Raw genomic sequence first — 20,619 nt, 5'->3', positions numbered from 1 at the left:
ACGCTTGTGCAAAAACCCTTAGCCTCGCATGGTTAAGTTAGGGTGAAGGGCGGGGGCTCGGGATGGGAAAAGCCCGTGGCGAGAAGCAGTTGCAGCCGACCCTCCACCGGGCCATGCCCGCCTGGGCGAACGGCCGCCGCAACCCGCTGCCTCGCCGTCGCAGGTTTCGTTGGCGCAGCTGGCTGGTCATTCTCGCCGGGCTGGGGATCGTCGCCTATCTGCTGCTCGCTGATGCTCCATTCACGCTCGATGGCCCGCTGCTGACCGGTCAGGTCGAGCGGGTGAGCGACGGCGACACCATCGACATCAGCGGGCAGCGCATTCGGCTGCCAGGGATCGATGCGCCGGAATGGAACCAGACCTGCCGGACGGCCGATGGCGGCTCGTGGGATTGCGGCAAGGCCGCGGCCACCCGCATGCGGGAATTGACCCGTAACCGCACGCTGTCCTGCCGACCGGAGGGCCACGATCGCTACCGCCGGCTGCTGGCCGTCTGCCGCGCCGGCAAGGTGGATATCGCCGAGACCATGGTCACGGACGGACTTGCAACTGCAACGGACCGCTACGCGGGGGCCGAGAGCCAGGCGAGGCGGGCCAGGCGCGGGCTGTGGCAGGGGCAATTCGATACCCCGGCGGATTGGCGTCGGCGCGAGGCCGAGGGTGGTGCCGGCGAGGCCGGGAATCCCAGCCGCTTCGAGCGCTTTTTGGCCTGGCTTTGGGGGCTTCTACCCAGTTGACAGGCGCAAGATATTTGCGTTGTATGGCCACCTTATCCGACCATCTTTGCGTCGTGGCGCTGATTTTCTCACAGTCACGCAATCTGATTTCTAGGGGGCTGCCATAGCTTTGGACAAGATCGACCGCAAGATTCTGGCGCTCCTGCAGAAGGACGCGACGACTCCGGTTGCCGAAATCGGCCGCAAGGTTGGGCTGTCGACGACGCCGTGCTGGCGCCGCATCCAGAAGATGGAAGAGGACGGGATCATCAAGGGCCGCGTCGCGGTGCTGGACCCCACCAAGATCAATGCCGGCGTCACGGTGTTCGTGTCGATCCGCACCAACGAGCACAATGATGCGTGGATGCGGAAGTTCGCTGCTGTGGTGGAGGATTTCACCGAGGTGGTCGAGTTCTATCGGATGAGCGGCGAGGTGGACTACCTGCTGCGTGTCGTCGTTCCCGATATCGCGGCCTATGACTCGTTCTACAAGAAGCTGATTTCGAAGATCAATCTGACCGACGTCAGCTCGTCCTTCGCCATGGGCCAGATCAAGTACACCACGGCATTGCCGCTTGAGTTCGCCATCGTCTCCGACGACGACAAGTAACATGGCCATTACCCGTGAGAGGCTGCGCCAGCTCGTCGGGCTGGTGGAACCGGTTGTGTCGCTCAGCGCTGCCCGCATCCAAGAGCGCAACGGCTACGAGGTCGAACACCTGACCTTGCTGCTCGGCGACACCGAGGTACGTGGCATTCTGACCCGGCCGTTGCATGCTGAGGGCAGGCTGCCCGCGATCCTCTACGGGCACTCGCATGGCGGACGCTATGATATCGGCGCCGATGAGCTGCTCGATGGCCGCGAATATCTGCTCGATCCGCTCGGTCCGGTCTTCGCCCGTGCAGGCTATGTGACCCTCTCGATCGACATGCCGGTGTTCGGCAAGCGTTCCACCATCACCGAGAGCGCGGCGGCCAAGGCGCTGCTCTGGTACGGCAAGGGCCTGTTCGGGCAGATGCTCTGCGACCACTCGGCGGCGCTGACCTACCTCGCCTCGCGCCCGGATGTCGATCCTGCCCGCATCGGCGCCTTTGGCATCTCGATGGGCTGCACGTTGAGCTACTGGCTCGCCGCGATGGACGAGCGCATCAAGGCTGTCACCCACCTCTGTTGCTTTGCCGACCTCCGCAAGATGATCGAGCTCGGCAACCATGATGGTCACGGCGTTTACCTGATCGTACCGGGGCTGCTGAACGAGGCGGATGCCGGCGCCATCGGCGCACTGGTGGCGCCGCGCCCGCAGCTCATCTGCATCGGCGAGGCCGACTCCCTGACCCCGCCGGCCGCCGTGGCGCTGGCATGGGAAGAAACCAGCGCCGCCTATGCGAACACGCCCAGCCGGCTGCAACTGGTGTCGGAGCCGGGTGTGAAGCACCAGGAGACGCCGCGCATGCGCGAAGCCGCGCTGAGGTTCTTCGCCGAGAACCTTTAGATTCGGCTGGCTAGGTCGTTTCATGATTGGGCAGCACTATTGCTCCACCAACTCGATGTCATCCCAGCGAAAGCTGGGACCCATCTGTCCGCTGGTGCAGGTGGCGAGTTGGGTCCCAGCTTTCGCTGGGATGACATCCGGTGGGGAGGTGAAGCAGTGGGCCTACCTCGTCCGCCGCATCGCCGCAGGTAAGTGATCCGGTCGTACTGCTCCTGCGTCCCGTGGTTCAACTCACCCGTAAAACACGCTAGCTGCGCCCGGCGATCCCCAGACTGCCATCGGAGTGGGTGACGAAGCGGACGCCATGACGGGTGAATGCTTGGCGGATCGCCGCGACATTCTCGTCGCGCACGGCTCGGTGCCCGGGCATCTCGACCCGGCGAACCGTGGAGAACGACACCCCGGACTCCTCGGCAAGTTCGAGCGCCGTCCAACCCAGATAGGCGCGCGCGGCGCGGATCTGAGCGTGTGACAGGGTATCTGTCGGAGTTTCAATCAGCCCCGGCTGCATGTGCGAATGCTGGTTCACGGGCGGGATCCCTCCCACCACAGATTCGTCCGGTCCTTCGCCTCGCAGTCGCTATGCCCAGTAATGCCTGGTCGCGTATTTATTATTGTCATTTCCCCCACATCAGAACGCTGGTTTGTTGCCCCCCAACGCCTGAAGTCACGCTATCGCCTTCATCACGCACCCTATGCGGCGAAATTGGATCGGGACAGTGCCGGCCACAATCACATTTTGCCGATGAGCAAAAATCGCTCAGTCGATGCAGTGTGTTGATCAAAAAAGAACAAAAACTGCTCTGGATGTATAGTTGCAGTAACTGGACACAATCGGCAGTCCAGTCCGTTGCAACAGAAAATGTAACTTGAGCCCGACTGTCAATGATCAATTGACCACAGGCCCGCCGGGCGCGGCGGTTTCCGTGTATCGGCGTGACGGACGCCAGGAGCAGGTGCGAAAAGTTCGGCGCCTGACCGTTCGACATTTCCCGCGCGCCGTCTATTGTGCTCTGCCAGCAAGGACGAAAACGTCCGTCTGGCGCCGGTCGGCGCAGTCCTGGAGGGGGCGAGAGATGCGGGAGGAATTCGATCACATCGTGATCGGAGGGGGAGCGTCGGGCTGCGTTGCGGCGGCCCGGCTGGTGACCGATGGTGGGCGCCGCGTGCTGCTGCTCGAGGCGGGCCACTCGCACCACCACCCGCTCCTCGACATGCCGCCTGGCATCTTCAAGCTGATCAACGGCTCGAAATACATGACCTATCACCACACGGTGCCGCAGCAGCACCTGAATGGTCGCGTCCACGATATCCCGCAGGGCAATGTGCTCGGCGGCGGCACCTCGGTAAACGCCCAGGTCTATATGCGCGGCCGGCCATCGGACTATGACGAGTGGGACCAGATCCTGCGCGGCAGCAACGATGGCGCGGCCTGGGACTGGTCGACCGTGCTGCAGCACTTCCGCCGCATCGAAGGCAACAACAGGCTCAGCAATGATTTCCACGGCAACGATGGTCCGCTGCTCGTCTCCGATCCTGGCCATGTCGACGATGTGTCGCGCTGGTTCGTGCAGAGCGTGCAGCAGAAGGGCGAACCCTTCACCAATGATTTCAACGGTGTGACGCAGCGCGGGGTCGGCTTCTACCAGTTCATGAACAGGAAGGGGAAACGCTCCAGCGCCGCCTACGCCTATATCGAGCCGCTGAAAGACGACCCGCGCCTGACCGTGCGGCTCCGCGCCGCCGTGCAGAAAATCAACATCGAGAACGGCCGTGCCGTCAGCGTCACCTATCGCGATGGCAGAGGGGCCGAGCATACCGTCCATTCGTCCGGCGATATCGTGCTCAGTTCCGGCGCCTTGGTGACGCCCAAGCTGTTGATGCTCTCGGGCCTCGGTCCCGCCGAACAGCTCGACAGCCACGGCATCAAGACGCTGGTCGATCTGCCCGGCGTCGGGCGCAACCTGATCGACCACCCGGAGGTCCCGGTGATCTCTGTGGCCAACGGCCCCTACGGCTACTTCAGGCAGGGCGTCGGCTGGCGCATGCTGAAGAACGGCCTCAACTTCAAGCTGTTCGGCAACGGCCCGATCCTCTCCGCCGGCTTCGAGGCAGGCGCCTTCATCAACCCCGTCGACCGCGACGCACCGCCGTCCATCCAGGCCTTCTGCGTGCCCATCGTCTATCTCGACCGCGACCTGCTCAAGGTGTTCGACGACACCTATGGGGTCACCATCACTACGGTGCTGGTGAAACCCAAGTCGCGCGGCTATGTCGAACTCCGCTCCGCTAACCCGGCCGATATGCCGCTGGTTTCGCCGCACCTGCTGCAACACCCCGACGATATGCGGATGATGGTCGAGGGCCAGCGCTTCTTCCGCGACGTGCTGCTGTCGGGCGCACTTGGCAAGCGTATCGAGAAGGTCATCGCGCCACCCGGTCCCGATCTCAGCGACGAAGTGATGGCCGAACATTGCCGACGCTTCGTCAAGACCAATTACCACCCGGCCAGCACTGCGAAGATGGGCGCCGACGGCGATCCGATGGCGGTGCTCGACGCGCGCCTGCGCGTCCGCGGCGTCGACAACCTCAGGGTCTCCGATATGTCGGCGGTGCCCAACATCAATGCCGGCAATACGACGGCGCCCGCCATGATGCTGGGCGACCGCTGTGCCGATTTCATCCTCGGCCTCGATCGGCCGCCGCACGCCGCAACGCACTGAAGTCTTGGTTGTCGCGTGGTCGAGCTGGAAAGGTCTGCAACTTTTCCTGACCACGCCTTGGAGGGAAATACGATGATTTTCGATCTGTTTCGTCTGGACGGCAAAGTCGCGCTGGTCACCGGCGCCACCCGTGGCATCGGCCTCGGCATCGTCGAAGCGCTGAGCGATGCCGGCGCCCACGTCATTCTCTCGTCCAGGGTGCCCAAGCCCGATGTGGTGCAGCGCTTCAAGGACCTGGGCCGCCAGGTGGACTACCTGCAGGGCGACGTGCAGGATCCGGCAGTGCCGGCGCAACTGGTGGCCGAGGCCGTAAAGCTCGGCGGCGGCAGGCTCGATATCCTCGTCAACAATGCCGGCGTTGCCCAGCACGGCGACACCCACAGCTTCCCCGAAGAGCAGTACCGCCGGCTGATGGATATCAACGTCGACAGTGTCTTCCGCGCCTGCCAGGCGGCGCTCGGCCCGATGCGGGCCCAGAAGAGCGGCGTGATGCTGAACATCGGCTCGATCTCCGGCCTCATCTCCAACATCCCGCAGCCGCAGGCCGCCTACAATGCGTCAAAGGCCGCGGTGCACATGCTGACCAAGAGTCTCGCCTCCGACTATGCCGATGACGGCATCCGCGTGAACGCCATCGCCCCCGGCTACATTACCACCGACATGACCAATGGCGGCCTCGCCGACCCGGTCTGGGGCCCGGTGTGGCGTGACATGACGCCGATGAAGCGCCCGGGCTCGGCCATCGATATCGGCGCCGCGGCGCTCTACCTTTGCTCGCCGGCGTCCGGTTACGTGACCGGCGAAGTGCTGGTGGTGGATGGCGGGTACACGGTTCGCTAGTTGGGGCTGACGGAAACAGACGGCCCCCTCCCATCCTCCCCCATGAAGGGGGAGGTGCCGCATCCAGTGCTGGGCACGATTGAAGACAGAGCCTCAACTCTTCACCTCCCCCTTCATGGGGGAGGCCGGGAGGGGGCCGTCTCTATCAGTAAGGCACTACTCCCCGCGGGCGAGACGCTACCCCCCCGTGACACTCATGTGCCGGCTCAAGGCCGGTGCAGTGTGGTCGCGATCCAGCACGAAATCGTGCCCTTTGGGCTTCAGCAGCATCGCCCGATCCAGCGCCGTGTCCAACGCTTCCGGGCCGCCCTCGCGGATCGCCGCGCGCAGGTCGACCATGTCGTCCTGTCCCAGGCACATATAGAGCTGACCGGTTGCGGTCAGCCGGACCCGGTTGCAGCTCTCGCAGAAATTGTGGCTCATCGGCGTGATGAAGCCGACCAGCCCGTTGGTCTCAGCCACGTAGTCGTAGCGCGCCGGCCCGCCGGTGCGGTGACCGGTGGGCTCCAGCGTGTACTTGGCCTGCAGCCGCTCGCGCATTTCCTTGAGCGGCAGGTAGGTGTCGACCCGGTCGATGCCGACCTCGCCCAGCGGCATGCCTTCGATCAGCGTCAGCCCGAAACCGCGGCCATGCGCCCAGTGCAGCATCGGCTCGATCTCGTCTTCATTGACGCCGCGCATCGCCACCATGTTGATCTTGATCTTGAGCCCGGCATCATCAGCCGCGTCGATCCCATCGAGCACATCGGCGATCCGACCGCGACGGGTGATCTCGGCGAAGCGCTGCTCGTCGAGCGTGTCGAGCGATACGTTGAGCCGCTTCACTCCGGCGCGCGCCAGGCCCTCGGCATGACGGCGCAGCTGGCTGCCGTTGGTGGTGAGCGTCAGTTCCTCGAGCCCGTGCCCGATATGGGTGCCGATCTTCTCCACCAGTTCCATGATGTCGCGTCGCACCAGCGGTTCGCCGCCGGTCAGCCGCACCTTCCTCACCCCGCGGGCGATGAAGGCGTTCACGATGGTGTCGATCTCCTCGAAGCTCAGCACGTCCTTTTTGGGCAGGAACGTCATGTGCTCCGACATGCAGTAGACGCAGCGGAAGTCGCAGCGGTCGGTCACCGATACCCTGAGGTAGGTGATCCGCCGGCCATAGCGGTCGACGAGCGGGCGCTCCGCACCGGTCGGAGCGAGGTTCGGCTGTTCGAGAAGCGTCAGGGACATTCCCCTTTTTACCGCACGTTTGCCCGGACAGCAAAACAAGAAAGGGCCGGCTCCGTGGAGCCAGCCCTTCCGAATTCGCAGTGCTCTGCCGTTACTGGTGCACGACCACCAGGGCGCCGACCTTCACACGCTCGTAGAGATCGGTGACATCTTCGTTGGTGAGCCGGATGCAGCCCGAAGATACGGCCTGGCCGATGGTCCAAGGCTCCGACGTGCCGTGGATACGGTACAGCGTCGAGCCGATGTAGAGCGCACGAGCGCCGAGCGGATTGTCCGGGCCACCCGGCATATAGGCCGGCAGGTCGGGAACACGCTTGCGCATCTGCGCCGGCGGCGTCCAGCCCGGCCACTCGGCGGTGCGGGTAATGCGGTGCTGGCCCGACCAGCGGAAGCCGTCACGGCCGACGCCGATGCCATACTTCATCGCCTTGCCGTCCTGGAGCACAAGGTAGAGCCGGCGCTCGGACGTCTCGACGACGATCGTGCCCGGCTTGAACTTGCTGTCGTAGTCGACGATCTGCTTCGCGATCGCACTGCCGCGCCTGGAGCCGGCCTTGACCGCGCCAGCTTCCGACCAGGTGTCGGTGGCGGGATCGTAGACACGCCTCGCTGCCGTGGCCGGAGCGGCTAGTGACAGCGACAGGATCGCCGACAAAAGAGCGGCGACCACAATCTTGGTCTTGGAGATTTTCTTCAAACTGCGCCTCTTGACGTAATCGACCCTGATTCTGAGCCAGTTCCGGATGGTTGATAAACTGTTCCTAACAGGCAGTGAACGGGCCATGCCACGATTCGGACAAACTCAGAACACCACAGCCACAATGTGTTGCCTCGATGTGACATTTCCATTCACCTCTGCGTGAAAAGGCTAGGTTGACAGGCCCTCGCGCCTCTCCTAGGTCCGGCCGGAAGGGGAGGACTGCTTGATGAGCGATGACCAGAAGTACCGCGCCGCCGAGGCGGCAATGGCCGAAGTCACGAGCGGCATGCGATTGGGCCTGGGCACCGGTTCAACGGCCAAACACTTCGTCGATATCGTCGGCCGTGCCGTGCAGAACGGGCTGGATGTGATCTGCATCCCGACCTCTGAAGTCACTGCGGCTCAGGCAAAGGGCCTCGGCATCCCGCTCACCGACCTCGAAAAGACGCCCGAACTCGATCTCACGGTCGATGGTGCCGATGAACTCGGCCCCGGCCTGGCGCTGATCAAGGGTGGCGGCGGCGCCCTGCTGCGCGAAAAGATCGTCGCTGCGGCCTCCAAGCGGATGATCGTCATTGCCGACCAGAGTAAGCGGGTCGAAATGCTCGGCCGATACCCCCTGCCGATCGAGGTCAATCATTTTGGTCTCGGCGCCACCGCGGCCGCCATTGGCGCCGTAATGGCCGATTTCAATGCCGAAGGTGACCTGCGTCGCCGCCTGAAGCCCGATGGAACGCCCTTCGTCACCGACGGCGGACACGCCATCCTCGACGCTTTTTTTGGCCGTATTCCTCAGCCAGAAGCACTGGCGAAAGCCTTGGCCGACATTCCGGGCGTGGTCGAGCATGGCCTGTTCATCGGGCTCTGCAAGCGGGCCTACGTGGCTGGTTCCGCGGGTGTCGACGTTCTGGACGGCTGATTGCCGCTCGGATAGAGGCTAAGAGAGCTTCCGGGAAAAGTGCAGACTTTTCCGGTTCGGAAGCGCGACAAACAACGACTTGGGGATGTCGGCGTTTCACGGAAACGGCGATCAGCTCCAGCAGGGGAAACAAGAACCAGATGGGCACCAAGCTGATGACGTCCACCTTCAAACGCGCGCCGATGCTTGTCGCCGCATTGCTGTCTCTGATCCTGTCGAGCTTCGCGGCGCTGCCCGCCCTGGGGCAGGGAGCCTCGGAAATCTCGCCCGAGCACCTCGCCCTGGCGCGCAAGTACGTCGATCTGACCGACACCGGCGGCCTCTACGAAGCCACCATCGTGCAGGCAGGCATCAACACCTATAAGCAGCTGCTGCCGCAGAACCCGGAGATCGCCGAGCCGCTGAACTCGGCGATCGAAAAGGTGATCGCGACCTACAAGGGCCGCAAGGGCGAGCTGTTCGACCAGTTCGCGCGGGTCTATGCGCTCTCCTTCACCCAGGAAGAGCTGCAGCAGATCGTCGATTTCTATTCGACTCCGACCGGCATCAAGCTGGCCAAGTCGAACTCGGCGATGAGCGGCACCATCAACCGGATCATGGACGTCTACTCGGGCAACCTGAACACCGAATTCTTCACGGCCGTTCGCGCCGAACTGAAGGCCAAGGGTATCGACAGCTGAGCTTAGGCACCCTATCTGATTGAAGGCCCCGCCATCGCGCGGGGCTTTTTTACGTCCGGGGTAGGCCCCTAAGGCCCTGCCACCGCGCGAGGTTTTTTGGGTTCGGGGTAGGCAATGAGCGACAGTTACGATCTCGTGGTGATCGGCGCCGGTTCGGGCGGCGTGCGGGCGGCGCGGATCGCCGCGACCTATGGCGCAAAGGTCGCCATCATCGAGGAGTACCGGGTCGGCGGCACCTGCGTCATCCGCGGCTGCGTGCCCAAGAAGCTCTTCGTCTACGCCTCGCGCTACAAGGACCTGTTCGAGATCGCGCCCAGCTTCGGCTGGGATGTCGGCACGCCAAGCTTCGACTGGGCAACCCTCGTTGCCAACAAGGACAAGGAGATCGCCCGGCTCGAGGCGGCCTATGTGGCGGGGCTCGAAAAGCCTGGCGCCGAGATCATCCGCGACCGCGCGACGGTGACCGGGCCGAACAGCGTGAAGCTGAGGTCGGGCCGGGAGCTGACCGCCAAGACCATCCTGATTGCCACGGGCGCGCATCCCTTCATCCCGGATATCCCGGGCAAGGAACTGGGCATCACCTCCAACGAGGCGTTCCATCTCGAAAAGCTCCCGCACTCCATCCTCATCGAGGGCGGTGGCTTCATTTCGGTGGAGTTCGCGACCATTTTCTCCGGTCTGGGGGTGCACACCACCATCGTCTATCGCGGCGACCGGCTGCTGCGCGGCTTCGATGAGGACCTGCGGGTCGGGCTCGAGGCCGGGCTCGCAGCGCGCGGCGTCAAGATCATCCACCAGACCAACGTGCTCGGCCTGCGCCAGACCGGCAAGGACATTACCGTCAGCTTCTCCGATGGCGTCGATGCCCCGTTCGGCGCGGTGATGTTCGCCACCGGCCGTTCGCCCAACACCGCCGGGCTCGGGCTCGAAACTGCCGGGGTCGAGCTGGCCTGGGACGGCGCGGTGGTGGTCGATGCCTATTCGCGCTCCAGCGTGCCCTCTATCTATGCCGTGGGCGACGTCACCAACCGCGCCCAGCTGACCCCGGTCGCCATCCGTGAAGGGCACGCCTTCGCCGACACTGTATTCGGCGATAAGCCAACTGCCGTCGATCACTCGCTCATCGGCGAGGCGGTGTTCGCTGAACCCGAGGTCGGCACTGTCGGGCTCCCCGAGCATGACGCCGCCACGCATGGCGATATCGACGTTTACGTCACCCGCTTCCGCCCGATGATCAACACGCTGTCGCTGAAGTCCGACCGCATGATGATCAAGCTCATCACCAGGCCTGACGGCGGCGAGGTGCTGGGTGTCCACATCCTTGGCCCCGGCGCTGCCGAGATTATCCAGATGGCTGCGATCCCACTGGGCATGAAGGCGACGAAGGCCGATTTCGACCGCGCCATGGCCATGCACCCGACCGCCGCCGAGGAGCTCGTGACCTTCAAGAAGCCGAGCTACGTCTATCGCGGCGGCCAAAAGCAGTAGTGGGCGGCGGCTTCACACCGCCGCAATCCCCTGCTATTCCGCCCGCCGACTGGGAGATACGCGTGATGCCGACGACTTGGACGCCGCAAAGCTGGAGACAGAAACCGATTTCGCAGGTGCCGGCCTATCCGGATCCGGCGAAGCTGGAAGCGGCCGAAGCGCAGCTGCGCAAGTTCCCTCCGCTGGTTTTCGCTGGCGAGGCGCGCGAGCTGAAGCATCAGCTGGCTGAGGTTGCCGAGGGCAGGGCTTTCCTGCTGCAGGGCGGCGATTGCGCCGAGAGCTTTGCCGAGCATGGCGCCGACCACATCCGCGATTTCTTCCGCGTCTTCCTGCAGATGGCAGTGGTGCTGACTCACGGTGCTTCGAAGCCCGTGGTGAAGGTTGGCCGCATCGCCGGCCAGTTCGCCAAGCCCCGCTCGTCCGACACCGAGACCATTGATGGCCTGACGCTGCCGAGCTATCGCGGCGACATCATCAACGACATCGGCTTCACCGAAGCCGCTCGGGTTCCCGATCCTGAACGCCTGCTGCTCGCCTACCGCCAGTCGGCTGCGACGCTCAACCTGCTGCGCGCCTTCGCCTCGGGCGGCTATGCCGACCTGACCCGCGTCCATGAGTGGACCATGGGCTTCATGAAGGACTCGAACGCCTATCCGCGCTTCGAGGAACTGGCCCAGAAGATCGACGATGCCATCGATTTCATGCGCGCCCTCGGCCTCACCCCCGACAATACCCCGTCGCTGCGCGAGACCAAGTTCTACACCTCGCATGAAGCGCTGCTGCTCGGCTTCGAGGAAGCGCTGACCCGCCGGGACTCGATCACCGGCGACTATTACGCCACCTCCGGTCACATGTTGTGGATCGGCGACCGCACACGCCAGGTCGACGCGGCACATGTCGAATACTTCTCGGGTATCCGCAATCCGGTTGGCGTAAAGTGTGGCCCGAGCCTCGTGGCCGACGACCTGCTGCGCATCATCGACAAGCTGAACCCCAGCAACGAGGCCGGTCGCATCACGCTGATCGGCCGCTTCGGCTCCGACAAGATCGCCGATCACCTGCCGCGCCTCATCGAAGCGGTGAAGGCCGAGGGTAAGGTGGTGGTCTGGTGCTCCGATCCGATGCACGGCAACACCGTCAAGGCGTCCAATGGCTACAAGACCCGGCCGTTCGAGCGCGTGCTCAGCGAAGTGAAGAGCTTTTTCGAGATCCACCGCACCATGGGCACCTATGCCGGCGGCATCCATATCGAGATGACCGGTGACGACGTCACCGAGTGCACCGGCGGTGGCGTAGCGGCGATCACTGAAGCGGGCCTGCAGGATCGCTACCACACCTATTGCGACCCGCGGCTCAATGCCAGCCAGGCGCTCGAGCTCGCCTTCCTCGTCGCCGAGGAACTGCGCCTGCAGCGCCCGGCCCGCGAAAGAATTGTGGCGGCCGAGTGAACTAAACGGCAGCTGGCGGCGTTCCTGGGTTTCACGGATCCGCGCCCGCGGCCGGTGATTTCTCGCGCCTCACGCGCCAGTCTCGGTGATCGATGCCACGTTCTTTCTTCCCGCGGGCCGATGCCGCGACCAAAGCCCGGCTGGACCGTGATCCAGTCATGCTTCTCGCCAACAACTTCGACTGGTCCGCCACCGATCTTGGACCGATCGCCGCGTGGCCGGTCGCCGTGCGCTCCGCCGCCCGCCTGATCATGACCTCTGCCGCACCGATGGCCCTGCTGATCGGACCGCGCGGCATCATGCTCTACAACGCCGCCTACGCGCCGATTGCCGGTGCCAGACACCCCAGCGCCTTTGGCAGTTCCGTGTTTGACAGCTGGCCCGAGGTTGCCGATTTTAATCGCGACGTAATACAGCGCGTGCTGAACGGCGAGTCTCTGGTGTTCACCAGCCAGCCCTTTGTCTTCAACCGCAATGGCGAGCCTGAGGACGTCTGGCTCAACCTCGACTACTCCCCGGTGCTTGATGATGACGGCAGTGGCCTGGCCGCGCTGGCCATCGTGCAGGAAACCACCATGGGTGTGGTGGCCGAGCAGGCCCTCGAGGAAAGTCGCGAAAAGCTCGATCTGGCCCTCAGCGCCTCGGGCCTGGTCGGTACCTGGGACTGGAATATTGCCGACAACGTCGTCACCGCGGATGAGCGTTTCGCCGCGCTCTATTCGGTCAGTCCGGGCGCCGCCGCCGTGGGCCTGCCGATTGAAAAGTTTCTCGCCGGGATTCACCAGGACGATCGCCAACGGGTCATCTCCGAGATCGGCGATGCACTGAAGCATGCCGGGCCGGTACGCTTCGAGTACCGGCTGGCGGGCACTGGCGCGGCCCCCGAGCGCTGGGTCGTTGCCTCCGGACGCGTCATCACCGATGCGCATGGCAGGGCCGTTCGACTGCCGGGCATTGTGGTCGATGTCACCGATGAGCGCCGCATCGCGGAGCAGCTGGCGGAAAGCGAGATGCGGTTTCGCACCCTCGCCGACACCATGCCGCAGATGGTCTGGTCCACCCTGCCGGACGGCTACCACGACTACTATAACGCGCGCTGGTACGAGTTCACCGGCGTGCCGGCCGGAACCACCGACGGCGAGGGCTGGAACGGCATGTTTCATCCTGACGACCAGGAGCGCGCCTGGACCGTCTGGCGCCATTCACTCGAAACCGGCGATCCTTACCGCATCGAGTACCGCCTGAAGCACCACACCGGCGCCTATCGCTGGGTGTTGGGGCAGGCGCTGCCGATGCGCGACGGGTCCGGCCGCCTTACCCGCTGGTTCGGCACCTGCACCGACATTCACGAAGAGCGCCTGGCCCAGGAGGAGCGCGAGGTCATCGCGCAGGAACTCAGCCACCGCATCAAGAACATTTTCGCGGTCATCAGCAGCATTGTCAGCCTTGCGTCGCGATCGCATCCCGAGGCCAAGGACTTTGCCGACCGCCTGCGCGGGCGCATTCTGGCTCTCGGTCGCGCGCACGATTTCGTCCGCCCGCATTCGCGTGAGTCGGCGCCGAGGTCCAACCCATCCTCGCTTCAGGCGCTGGTCCGCGATCTGCTGCAGCCGTACCGTGACGGCGATCTTGAACGGGTGAGCTTCACTGGGGTCGACGCCTCTATCGATGACGGTACGGCGACGCCGCTGGCATTGCTCTTCCACGAACTGGCGACCAACGCCGCCAAGTATGGCGCCCTGTCGCGGGATGATGGTCGTGTCGAGATCCGCGGCGAGCTGATCGGCGACAACTATCGGCTGCACTGGCGCGAGATCGGCGGCCCGCCGCCGCAGCCCGGCAGTGCCGGCTTCGGCTCGAGGCTGATATCGCTGAGTGTGGAAGGGCAGCTGCGCGGCACGCTTGAGCGTCGCTATGGGGAAGGCGGTCTCGAGGTCGACCTCAGTATTCCCCTGGCATCACTAAGTCAGCGAGCTGAACTCAAGCCAGCGCCGGGCTCGCATCGAGCGAGCCAAACAGCCTGAGGCGCCGCGGCGGGTTGGGCTTGGGCTGAGACTTGCGTCGCACCGAAACGGCGAAGTCCACCGCCTGGCGCAGCTCGTTGTTGTCGACCGGCTTGGGGATGACACCAACCGTTCCCGGCACGCCGTCACCCAGTTGGGCCGGATTTGCGGTCATGTAGACCACCGTTACGCCGCGTTCCGCGAGCGAGCGGCCCACTTCGATCCCCGTGGGACCATCGATGAGATTGAGGTCGACAAAGGCCAGCTCGGCCTCGTCGGCGAGCGCCATTGCCTGTCGGCTGTCCGAAGCAATGCCTACCGGCTCGTGGCCGAGATCGTAGAGAAGGCTTTCAAACTCGATGGCCACGAAGATCTCGTCTTCCACCACCAGAACCTTGCAACTCATAATCATATCCAAAGTCAGATTACGTCTCGCCAGCCAAACTCACGGCTACGGTGAAGGTTGCAGCCTAAATACGCATGCCTCACCTGTGGCGGTGGAAAACCTGTTGATGCTTATCAACTCGTGGACGGTAGCGGCCTTGTCGCCCAAACCGTTGCATTCTGCCAGTTCATTTAGCGGAACATTAACCCTAACCGGTCATGAATAGCTCACGTACGCGTTTGTTGCGGAGCATCCGATGTCCATCCGTCTGGCAACCAGTCTCGCCGTTCTCGCTGCCGCTATCGGCAGTCCGGCCTTGGCCGCCGACTGGGGCGAGGACTGGTCGCCCGAAGAGGTCTATCGCGGCGCCTACTCGACCGAGCCCAAGGACTGGAGCGAGATGGGCGACGAGAGTGACGGCATCCACATCGAGACTGGCCTGCGCTACTGGTATTCGTGGGGTAGTCAGAACTATGAAGTGGGCGGCCAGAGCTTCGAGAGCACCGACAACGCTCACACGGTCGAGGCGCACATCCGCGTAGAGGAGGATGCGACCCGCACCTACGCCAAGGGGTGGGCCGGATACTCGGCGGCCATTACGGGGGGATACTCCGACCCGTCGGGTAGCGGCGATGTCACCGACGGCGTCCTCGGCTACGCAGGTGCCGATTTCGGCTGGAACGCGCTGGGCGATGGCAAGGGTACCGGCGTTGGTGGCTTTGTTGGCTACAACTACTGGAACAATTCGCCCCGGACCTCTCGCTACAATTTCACCACGGCAACCAGCGCAGCCGACGTCACCTACAGCAATGCCAGCGGCAACTGGTCGGTCCCAGGCGACAGCGTTGACGACAAAATCGAGTTGCACATGCTCCGATTGGGGCTGAGCGGCAAGGCGGAATTCAACGAGTTTCTGGACATCAGCGCCGAGGTTGCAGCTGTCCCGTTCAGTACAATCTCGGGCGTTCTCGGCGGTCATGCCGCTGGTGGCGGCGCCTTTGGCGGGCCGGGCTGCAATGTCCTCCCACCCGACAGCTGCGCACCCGAGATCCTCAAGGGATCGGCCACCGAGATCAACGGCTGGGGCTACGGCGCCATGGGCGAGATCATGGCGGGCATCAAGCCGATGGAGAACCTGACGCTGCGTGTCGGCGGGCGGGCCTGGTATGTCAACGGCACCTACGACGCCACCTGGACCCAGGTCAGTGTGACGGCGCCGCAGATCCGGCCGCCCGTACCCAATCCAGATACGCCCGATCCAAATGACACAATGCCGCCGGATCCGCTTTACAGTGCGCCGACCGTGTCGACCCAGCAGGTCATCTCCACCGAGAATCCCTTCTCGCTGTTCCGCTATGGCCTGCTGGCCGAGCTGACCTACTCGTTCTGATCTCCTGCTGATCTCCTGATCAGGCTGATCAGTTCCTGCATGACCGGCTGTCCGCTTGCCCCGACCGGGGTGAGCGGATAAGTCTTGCCGCGTTTTCAAACGGCTCGGATTTCTCACGTGACCGATCGTCTCCGCATCGCCCTCGCGCAGCTCAATCCGACGGTCGGCGCCATCGCGCAGAACCTGGCGCTGGCCAAAGAGGCGCTGGCCGATGCAGCCGGGCAGGGTGCCGACATCCTGCTGTTCTCCGAGCTGTTCCTTACCGGTTACTTCCCCGACGACCTGCTGTTCAAGCCGCGGTTCATTGCCGACGCAATGGCGGCCGCCGAGGATTTCGCCCGCGCCACCGCCGGCACCTCGGTCACCGCCATCATGCCGACCATCTGGCGCGAAGGCGGCAAGCTGTTCAACGCCGTGGTCGTCTGCGAAGCGGGTGCCATCACCGCCAGGCGCTACAAGCGTGAGCTGCCCAACGACGACATCTTCTACGAGAAGCGCTATTTCGAGCGCGCCGACCTGCAGGAACCGGTGACCATCAAGGGCGTCTCCATCGGTATCCCGATCTGCGAGGACATCTGGCACCCGGAAGTCTGCGCTCATCTCGTCGATCACGGCGCCCGCATTCTGCTCTGCCCCAACGGTTCGCCCTATTGGCGCAACAAGCAGGCCACTCGCTACAAGCTGGTCACCGATCGCGTCGCCGAAGACAATGTGCCGCTGCTCTATCTCAACCAGGTCGGTGGCCAGGATGAGCTGGTCTATGACGGCGCCAGCTTTGCCATCGAGCCCGGCGGCCGCCTGGTCGTGCAGGCCAAGAGCTTCGAGCCCGAAATCCTGATGTCGAACTGGGCCCGCACCGAGGATGGCTGGCGCTGCACTGACCCGCACGTCACCCCGCTGTCGAGCGTCGACGAAGCGCCGTGGCGCGCCTGCGTGCTCGGCCTGCGCGACTACGTCAAAAAGAACGGCTTCAAGTCCGTGCTGCTCGGTCTTTCGGGCGGCATCGACAGCGCCATAGTCGCCGCCATGGCGGTCGATGCCATCGGCGCCGAGAACGTCCACTGCCTGATGCTGCCCTATCGCTACACCTCGGAGGAGAGCCTCGCCGACGCACGCGACTGCGCCCAGCGTCTGGGTGTCCGCTACGATGTCGTGTCGATCGGCGATCCGGTCGAAGCCGCGCTCAACGAGCTGCAGCCGGTGTTCGGCAACCGCCCGCAGGACCTCACCGAGGAAAATATCCAGTCGCGCATGCGCGGCGTCTACCTGATGGCGGTCTCCAACAAGCTCGGCTCGCTCCTGCTCACCACTGGCAACAAGTCCGAGATGGCGGTCGGCTACGCCACCATCTATGGCGACATGAACGGTGGCTTCAATCCGATCAAGGACATGCTCAAGATGCGTGTCTACGAGCTGGCCGACTGGCGCAACAAGCACCGCCCGGCCGATTGCCTTGGCCCGGATGGGCTGGTGATCACCCAGAACATCATCGACAAGGCGCCCTCGGCGGAGCTTCGTCCCAACCAGACCGACCAGGACTCGCTGCCGCCCTATCCGATCCTCGATGAGATCCTCGTCGGGCTGGTCGAGCTCGAGCTCAGCGTCGCCGAGGTCGTGCAGCGCGGCGAAGGCCGCTTCGACCGTGCGTTGGTCAAACGGATCGAAAGGCTGCTGAACATCGCCGAATACAAGCGCCGCCAGTCCGCTCCCGGCGTGAAGATCTCCCGCAAGGCCTTCGGGCTGGGGCGCCGCTACCCGATCACCAACGGCTACCGCGACGAGAACCTGATCGCCGAGCCGATCGGCCGGCTGGACAGCAAGGGGCTGGAATGAGGGACGACTGTTTGCCGGGCGGCCCCTTCCCATCCTCCCCCATAATGGGGGAGGTGCCGCATCCAGTGTTTGGCGCGATCGAGCCCCAAACTCGACTCTTCACCTCCCCCCTTGTGGGGGAGGCCGGGAGGGGGCCGTCTGCCTCAGTCAGTACCCCATGACCACCGTCCGCTACGCGCCATCCCCCACCGGTCGGCTGCATCTCGGCAATGCCCGTCCGGCGCTGATGAACTGGCTGTTCGCCAAATCGACCGGCGGTCGCTACATCCTGCGTCTCGACGATACCGACGCCGCCCGCTCCACCGAGGCCTTCGCCGAGGGCATCCACACTGACCTGAGCTGGCTGGGTATCGCCCCTGACCTGAAGGTCCGCCAGTCCGATCGCACCGCGCTCTATGACGCGGCGCGCGACAAGCTGATCGCCGCCGGCCGCCTTTACCCGGCCTACGAGACTGAGGAAGAGCTCGAAAGCAAGCGCGGCCGGGCCCGTCTGCTCGGTCGTCCGCCGATCTATGATCGCGCTGCGCTGCAGCTTACGCCGGAGCAGAAGGCGAAGTACGAGGCCGAGGGCAGAAAGCCCCACTGGCGCTTCAAACTCGATGGCCGTCCGGTCGCGTTCAATGACCTGATCAAGGGCCCGCAGACCGTCAATACGGCCTCGATGTCCGATCCGGTGCTGCTGCGCGCCGACGGCTCCTACCTCTACACGCTGCCCTCGGTGGTCGACGATATCGAGCTGGGCATCACCCATGTGATCCGCGGTGAGGACCATGTCAGCAATACCGGCACGCAGATCGAGATTTTCGAGGCCTTGGGCGGCAAGGTCCCGGCCTTCGCCCACCACAACCTCCTGACCGGCGCCGATGGTGAAGGCCTGTCCAAGCGCCTGGGATCCCTGTCGCTGGCGGAGCTGCGCGAGGTCGGTTACGAACCGATGGCCGTCGCCATGGCCGCAGTGCTCACCGGCACCAGCCTGCCGCTCGAGCCCTATGCGGATTTGTCGGCGCTCGGCCAGATCTTTACGCTCGAAGCCGTGTCGCACGGCTCCGCCCGCTTCGATCCGGCAGAACTCTCGAGCCTCAACGCCCGCATCCTGCACCAGATGCCCTATGAGACCGCCAAAGCGCGCCTCGAGCCGCTCGGCCTCGCGTCCGAGCCGCTTTGGCTGGCACTCCGCGGCAACCTCGCGGTGTTCGCCGATATCGCCGACCTCGCGACGCTCGTCTCCGGTCCGGTTACCCCGGTGGTGGCCGACGAGGATCGCGAGTTTCTGCGCGCGGCGCGTGAACTGCTGCCCGTCGAGCCTTGGGACGAAACCACCTGGTCGAAATGGACCGAGGCCCTGAAAGCCGCCACCGGCCGCAAAGGCAGGGCGCTGTTCCACCCGCTGCGCCTGGCCGTCACCGGCCGGGAGCAGGGGCCCGAACTCAAGTCCCTGCTGCCACTTGTGGGGCGTACGGCGTGTCTGGCCCGACTACCCTGACCCGCTTGTCGCCGAACTGAACGATCCGTCCGGGCTGATTGGCCGCCGCCGGTGCGACCACGGTGACCACTGGCTTCGGCGTCTCGCCGGGCGCCGCGGGACGCGGGCGCGGCAGCGGCACGTCGACGAACTGGGTCAACTCGGCAACCTGCGTCACGGTCGTGGCGACCGTCGGAGAGATCCGCCGCCCGTCCCGCAGCGGCAGCGGGAACGTCGCGCCGCGGAATGTCACCATGGCTCGCGTGCCGCCGGTCGATAGCTCGGCGAGGGTGATGGCGCCCTGGTCCTGCGTCGAGGTGCACTTGTTGGTGGTGTCGAACTCGGTGCGGAACTTGAAGGCGTTAGGGAGCGACGAATAGGGCTCGCCCCACTCGTTGATCATCTGTTCCGGTTCCTGCCCCGGGTTGTCGTAGTAGTAGAGATCGACATCCAGCCCCGGGCACATCGCCCGGCATTGCTGTGCATCGTTGGCGACGTAGTCGACCAGCGTCGAATAGCTGATCGGCCACCAGAAGCCGTCGGTCTTGCGCACGCACAGCGTCCGCACCGTGTGGTAATCGCCATACGGGTTGAACTCTTCGCCGCGGATGCCACCGGCGCCGTCATCGCCGTCGGTGAACACGCCGAACAGCCGCTCGAACAGGTTATCGCGATTGCCGCGTTCCAGGTTCACCCGCGAACGGCCGTCGCAATCGAAGCGCGCCATTTCCTGCAGGATCGCCTCGCGCTGCTGCGCCACCGCTTCGCCGGTGCTGACGCTCTGTGACAGCTGCTGCACTTCTTCCCGCCCGCGCAGCACCTCGCGCGCCAGAGCCCGGCATTCGGGGGTGAGCCGCCGGCCGGCCTTGGCGTCGTCGTTGCAGCCCTGGCGCACATAGGCGCTTTCAGAGCGCTGCACTTCGCGCTGCAGTCGCTTCAGCGCGCCGCCCTGCGAATTCTGGAAGTCGGAGTTCCGGTCGAGCGAGCGCAGCGTCGCCTGCAGGCGGGCGCAGCTGTCGGCCTGCGCATAGGCAGTCGACACATCGATCAACAGCCCAACCCACGCCACCAGGAAAAGCAGGGCGAAGCGCAGGAGGAGGCCGGAAGCGCGTAGGTGGGCGCGGGTCATCAGTTCGAACCGGATAGTGTGGCCCTCCGCCAGAGCGCTTTCAGAAAGTTGCAGACTTTTCCCCCCTCGAAAGCGCGGAAAACCAAAACCTGGAGCATTTCGGCGCTTCATGGAAGCGATGAAATGCCTAGTCGGCCAATACGCCCAAAGCGAGACAGCGCCGTGAGATTCGTTTGAAGCAATAACACAGCA

Annotated in this window: 18 protein-coding genes; 13 read left to right on the top strand and 5 right to left on the bottom strand. The window is 64.4% G+C overall.

What is annotated here, in order from left to right; genetic code table 11:
* Positions 1 to 62: 62 nt before the first annotated feature.
* The 3 genes from ACSQ23_RS18820 to ACSQ23_RS18810 all read left to right on the top strand — a co-directional run bounded on the left by ACSQ23_RS18820 (position 63) and on the right by ACSQ23_RS18810 (position 2,209).
* Positions 63 to 737 (top strand): thermonuclease family protein, encoded by a 675-nt coding sequence (locus tag ACSQ23_RS18820; protein WP_082528123.1) that lies wholly within the window; start codon positions 63 to 65, stop codon positions 735 to 737.
* 109 nt (positions 738 to 846) lie between these two features.
* Positions 847 to 1,326 (top strand): Lrp/AsnC family transcriptional regulator, encoded by a 480-nt coding sequence (locus ACSQ23_RS18815; RefSeq protein WP_055879605.1) that lies wholly within the window; start codon positions 847 to 849, stop codon positions 1,324 to 1,326.
* Position 1,327: 1 nt separating this feature from the next.
* The gene (locus tag ACSQ23_RS18810; RefSeq protein WP_436091511.1) at positions 1,328 to 2,209 is read left to right on the top strand and encodes an alpha/beta hydrolase family protein; all 882 of its coding nucleotides are present in this window, start codon (positions 1,328 to 1,330) and stop codon (positions 2,207 to 2,209) included.
* A 247-nt stretch (positions 2,210 to 2,456) separates the two neighbouring features.
* Here ACSQ23_RS18810 and ACSQ23_RS18805 read toward each other — a convergent pair whose 3' ends face one another.
* Entirely contained in the window at positions 2,457 to 2,738 is a 282-nt protein-coding gene (locus tag ACSQ23_RS18805; RefSeq protein WP_156384565.1) for a helix-turn-helix domain-containing protein, read from the bottom strand.
* A 547-nt stretch (positions 2,739 to 3,285) separates the two neighbouring features.
* On the opposite strand from ACSQ23_RS18805, the gene ACSQ23_RS18800 reads away from it, so the two are divergent.
* Together ACSQ23_RS18800 and ACSQ23_RS18795 are read left to right on the top strand one after the other, a co-directional pair.
* Positions 3,286 to 4,932 (top strand): GMC family oxidoreductase, encoded by a 1,647-nt coding sequence (locus ACSQ23_RS18800; protein WP_055997349.1) that lies wholly within the window; start codon positions 3,286 to 3,288, stop codon positions 4,930 to 4,932.
* A gap of 72 nt (positions 4,933 to 5,004) precedes the next feature.
* A complete protein-coding gene (locus ACSQ23_RS18795) occupies positions 5,005 to 5,772 on the top strand; it encodes an SDR family NAD(P)-dependent oxidoreductase (protein ID WP_055879593.1) in 768 nt (255 codons plus the stop codon).
* 177 nt (positions 5,773 to 5,949) lie between these two features.
* Here ACSQ23_RS18795 and moaA read toward each other — a convergent pair whose 3' ends face one another.
* Positions 5,950 to 6,990, bottom strand: a complete 1,041-nt coding sequence (moaA, locus tag ACSQ23_RS18790; protein WP_436091510.1) for a GTP 3',8-cyclase MoaA — start codon at positions 6,988 to 6,990, stop codon at positions 5,950 to 5,952.
* A 91-nt stretch (positions 6,991 to 7,081) separates the two neighbouring features.
* Positions 7,082 to 7,678: a L,D-transpeptidase gene (locus tag ACSQ23_RS18785; protein WP_055879950.1), complete on the bottom strand. Its 597-nt coding sequence runs from the start codon at positions 7,676 to 7,678 to the stop codon at positions 7,082 to 7,084.
* Positions 7,679 to 7,916: 238 nt separating this feature from the next.
* Between ACSQ23_RS18785 and rpiA the strand changes: the two genes are divergently transcribed.
* From rpiA to ACSQ23_RS18760, 5 genes are all read left to right on the top strand, one after another.
* The gene (rpiA, locus tag ACSQ23_RS18780) at positions 7,917 to 8,609 is read left to right on the top strand and encodes a ribose-5-phosphate isomerase RpiA (RefSeq protein WP_436091509.1); all 693 of its coding nucleotides are present in this window, start codon (positions 7,917 to 7,919) and stop codon (positions 8,607 to 8,609) included.
* 140 nt (positions 8,610 to 8,749) lie between these two features.
* Entirely contained in the window at positions 8,750 to 9,289 is a 540-nt protein-coding gene (locus tag ACSQ23_RS18775; protein ID WP_055879584.1) for a DUF2059 domain-containing protein, read from the top strand.
* Between the two features lie 114 nt (positions 9,290 to 9,403).
* The gene (gene gorA / locus ACSQ23_RS18770) at positions 9,404 to 10,777 is read left to right on the top strand and encodes a glutathione-disulfide reductase (protein WP_055997357.1); all 1,374 of its coding nucleotides are present in this window, start codon (positions 9,404 to 9,406) and stop codon (positions 10,775 to 10,777) included.
* A gap of 65 nt (positions 10,778 to 10,842) precedes the next feature.
* Positions 10,843 to 12,225, top strand: coding sequence for a class II 3-deoxy-7-phosphoheptulonate synthase (locus tag ACSQ23_RS18765; protein ID WP_055879580.1), 1,383 nt, complete (start codon positions 10,843 to 10,845; stop codon positions 12,223 to 12,225).
* Positions 12,226 to 12,383: 158 nt separating this feature from the next.
* Positions 12,384 to 14,249, top strand: coding sequence for a PAS domain-containing sensor histidine kinase (locus tag ACSQ23_RS18760; RefSeq protein ID WP_055879577.1), 1,866 nt, complete (start codon positions 12,384 to 12,386; stop codon positions 14,247 to 14,249).
* On the opposite strand, the gene ACSQ23_RS18755 is transcribed toward ACSQ23_RS18760, so the two are convergent.
* Entirely contained in the window at positions 14,206 to 14,634 is a 429-nt protein-coding gene (locus ACSQ23_RS18755) for a response regulator (protein WP_055879573.1), read from the bottom strand. The two genes, ACSQ23_RS18760 and ACSQ23_RS18755, sit on opposite strands and share 44 nt — an antisense overlap.
* A gap of 235 nt (positions 14,635 to 14,869) precedes the next feature.
* Here ACSQ23_RS18755 and ACSQ23_RS18750 point away from each other — a divergent pair, with 235 nt between their 5' ends.
* From ACSQ23_RS18750 to gltX, 3 genes are all read left to right on the top strand, one after another.
* Positions 14,870 to 16,003: a hypothetical protein gene (locus ACSQ23_RS18750; RefSeq protein ID WP_055997363.1), complete on the top strand. Its 1,134-nt coding sequence runs from the start codon at positions 14,870 to 14,872 to the stop codon at positions 16,001 to 16,003.
* 108 nt (positions 16,004 to 16,111) lie between these two features.
* Positions 16,112 to 17,836: an NAD+ synthase gene (locus tag ACSQ23_RS18745; protein WP_436091788.1), complete on the top strand. Its 1,725-nt coding sequence runs from the start codon at positions 16,112 to 16,114 to the stop codon at positions 17,834 to 17,836.
* 157 nt (positions 17,837 to 17,993) lie between these two features.
* Positions 17,994 to 19,319 carry a glutamate--tRNA ligase gene (gene gltX, locus ACSQ23_RS18740; protein WP_436091508.1) on the top strand — a complete coding sequence of 442 codons (1,326 nt, stop codon included), beginning with the start codon at positions 17,994 to 17,996 and terminating at the stop codon, positions 19,317 to 19,319.
* Here gltX and ACSQ23_RS18735 read toward each other — a convergent pair.
* On the bottom strand, positions 19,264 to 20,427 hold the full coding sequence (locus ACSQ23_RS18735; protein WP_055879562.1) for a DUF2865 domain-containing protein: 1,164 nt from the start codon (positions 20,425 to 20,427) through the stop codon (positions 19,264 to 19,266). The genes gltX and ACSQ23_RS18735 overlap by 56 nt on opposite strands.
* Positions 20,428 to 20,619 lie beyond the last annotated feature (192 nt).

This window comes from Devosia sp. LjRoot16 (assembly GCF_964252795.1).
Taxonomy (GTDB): Bacteria; Pseudomonadota; Alphaproteobacteria; order Rhizobiales; family Devosiaceae; genus Devosia_A.
Note: the sequence above shows the minus strand (reverse complement) of the source record. Positions and strands in the feature narration are given on the sequence as shown.

Bases quoted from the DNA above. Each gene is read 5' to 3' on its own strand.
- ACSQ23_RS18820 (WP_082528123.1), top strand. From the start codon at position 63: ATGGGAAAAGCCCGTGGCGAGAAGCAGTTGCAGCCGACCCTCCACCGG.
- ACSQ23_RS18810 (WP_436091511.1), top strand. From the start codon at position 1,328: ATGGCCATTACCCGTGAGAGGCTGCGCCAGCTCGTCGGGCTGGTGGAA.
- ACSQ23_RS18800 (WP_055997349.1), top strand. From the start codon at position 3,286: ATGCGGGAGGAATTCGATCACATCGTGATCGGAGGGGGAGCGTCGGGC.
- ACSQ23_RS18795 (WP_055879593.1), top strand. From the start codon at position 5,005: ATGATTTTCGATCTGTTTCGTCTGGACGGCAAAGTCGCGCTGGTCACC.
- moaA (WP_436091510.1), bottom strand. From the start codon at position 6,990: ATGTCCCTGACGCTTCTCGAACAGCCGAACCTCGCTCCGACCGGTGCG.
- rpiA (WP_436091509.1), top strand. From the start codon at position 7,917: ATGAGCGATGACCAGAAGTACCGCGCCGCCGAGGCGGCAATGGCCGAA.
- ACSQ23_RS18775 (WP_055879584.1), top strand. From the start codon at position 8,750: ATGGGCACCAAGCTGATGACGTCCACCTTCAAACGCGCGCCGATGCTT.
- gorA (WP_055997357.1), top strand. From the start codon at position 9,404: ATGAGCGACAGTTACGATCTCGTGGTGATCGGCGCCGGTTCGGGCGGC.
- ACSQ23_RS18765 (WP_055879580.1), top strand. From the start codon at position 10,843: ATGCCGACGACTTGGACGCCGCAAAGCTGGAGACAGAAACCGATTTCG.
- ACSQ23_RS18760 (WP_055879577.1), top strand. From the start codon at position 12,384: ATGCTTCTCGCCAACAACTTCGACTGGTCCGCCACCGATCTTGGACCG.
- ACSQ23_RS18755 (WP_055879573.1), bottom strand. From the start codon at position 14,634: ATGAGTTGCAAGGTTCTGGTGGTGGAAGACGAGATCTTCGTGGCCATC.
- ACSQ23_RS18750 (WP_055997363.1), top strand. From the start codon at position 14,870: ATGTCCATCCGTCTGGCAACCAGTCTCGCCGTTCTCGCTGCCGCTATC.
- gltX (WP_436091508.1), top strand. From the start codon at position 17,994: ATGACCACCGTCCGCTACGCGCCATCCCCCACCGGTCGGCTGCATCTC.
- ACSQ23_RS18735 (WP_055879562.1), bottom strand. From the start codon at position 20,427: ATGACCCGCGCCCACCTACGCGCTTCCGGCCTCCTCCTGCGCTTCGCC.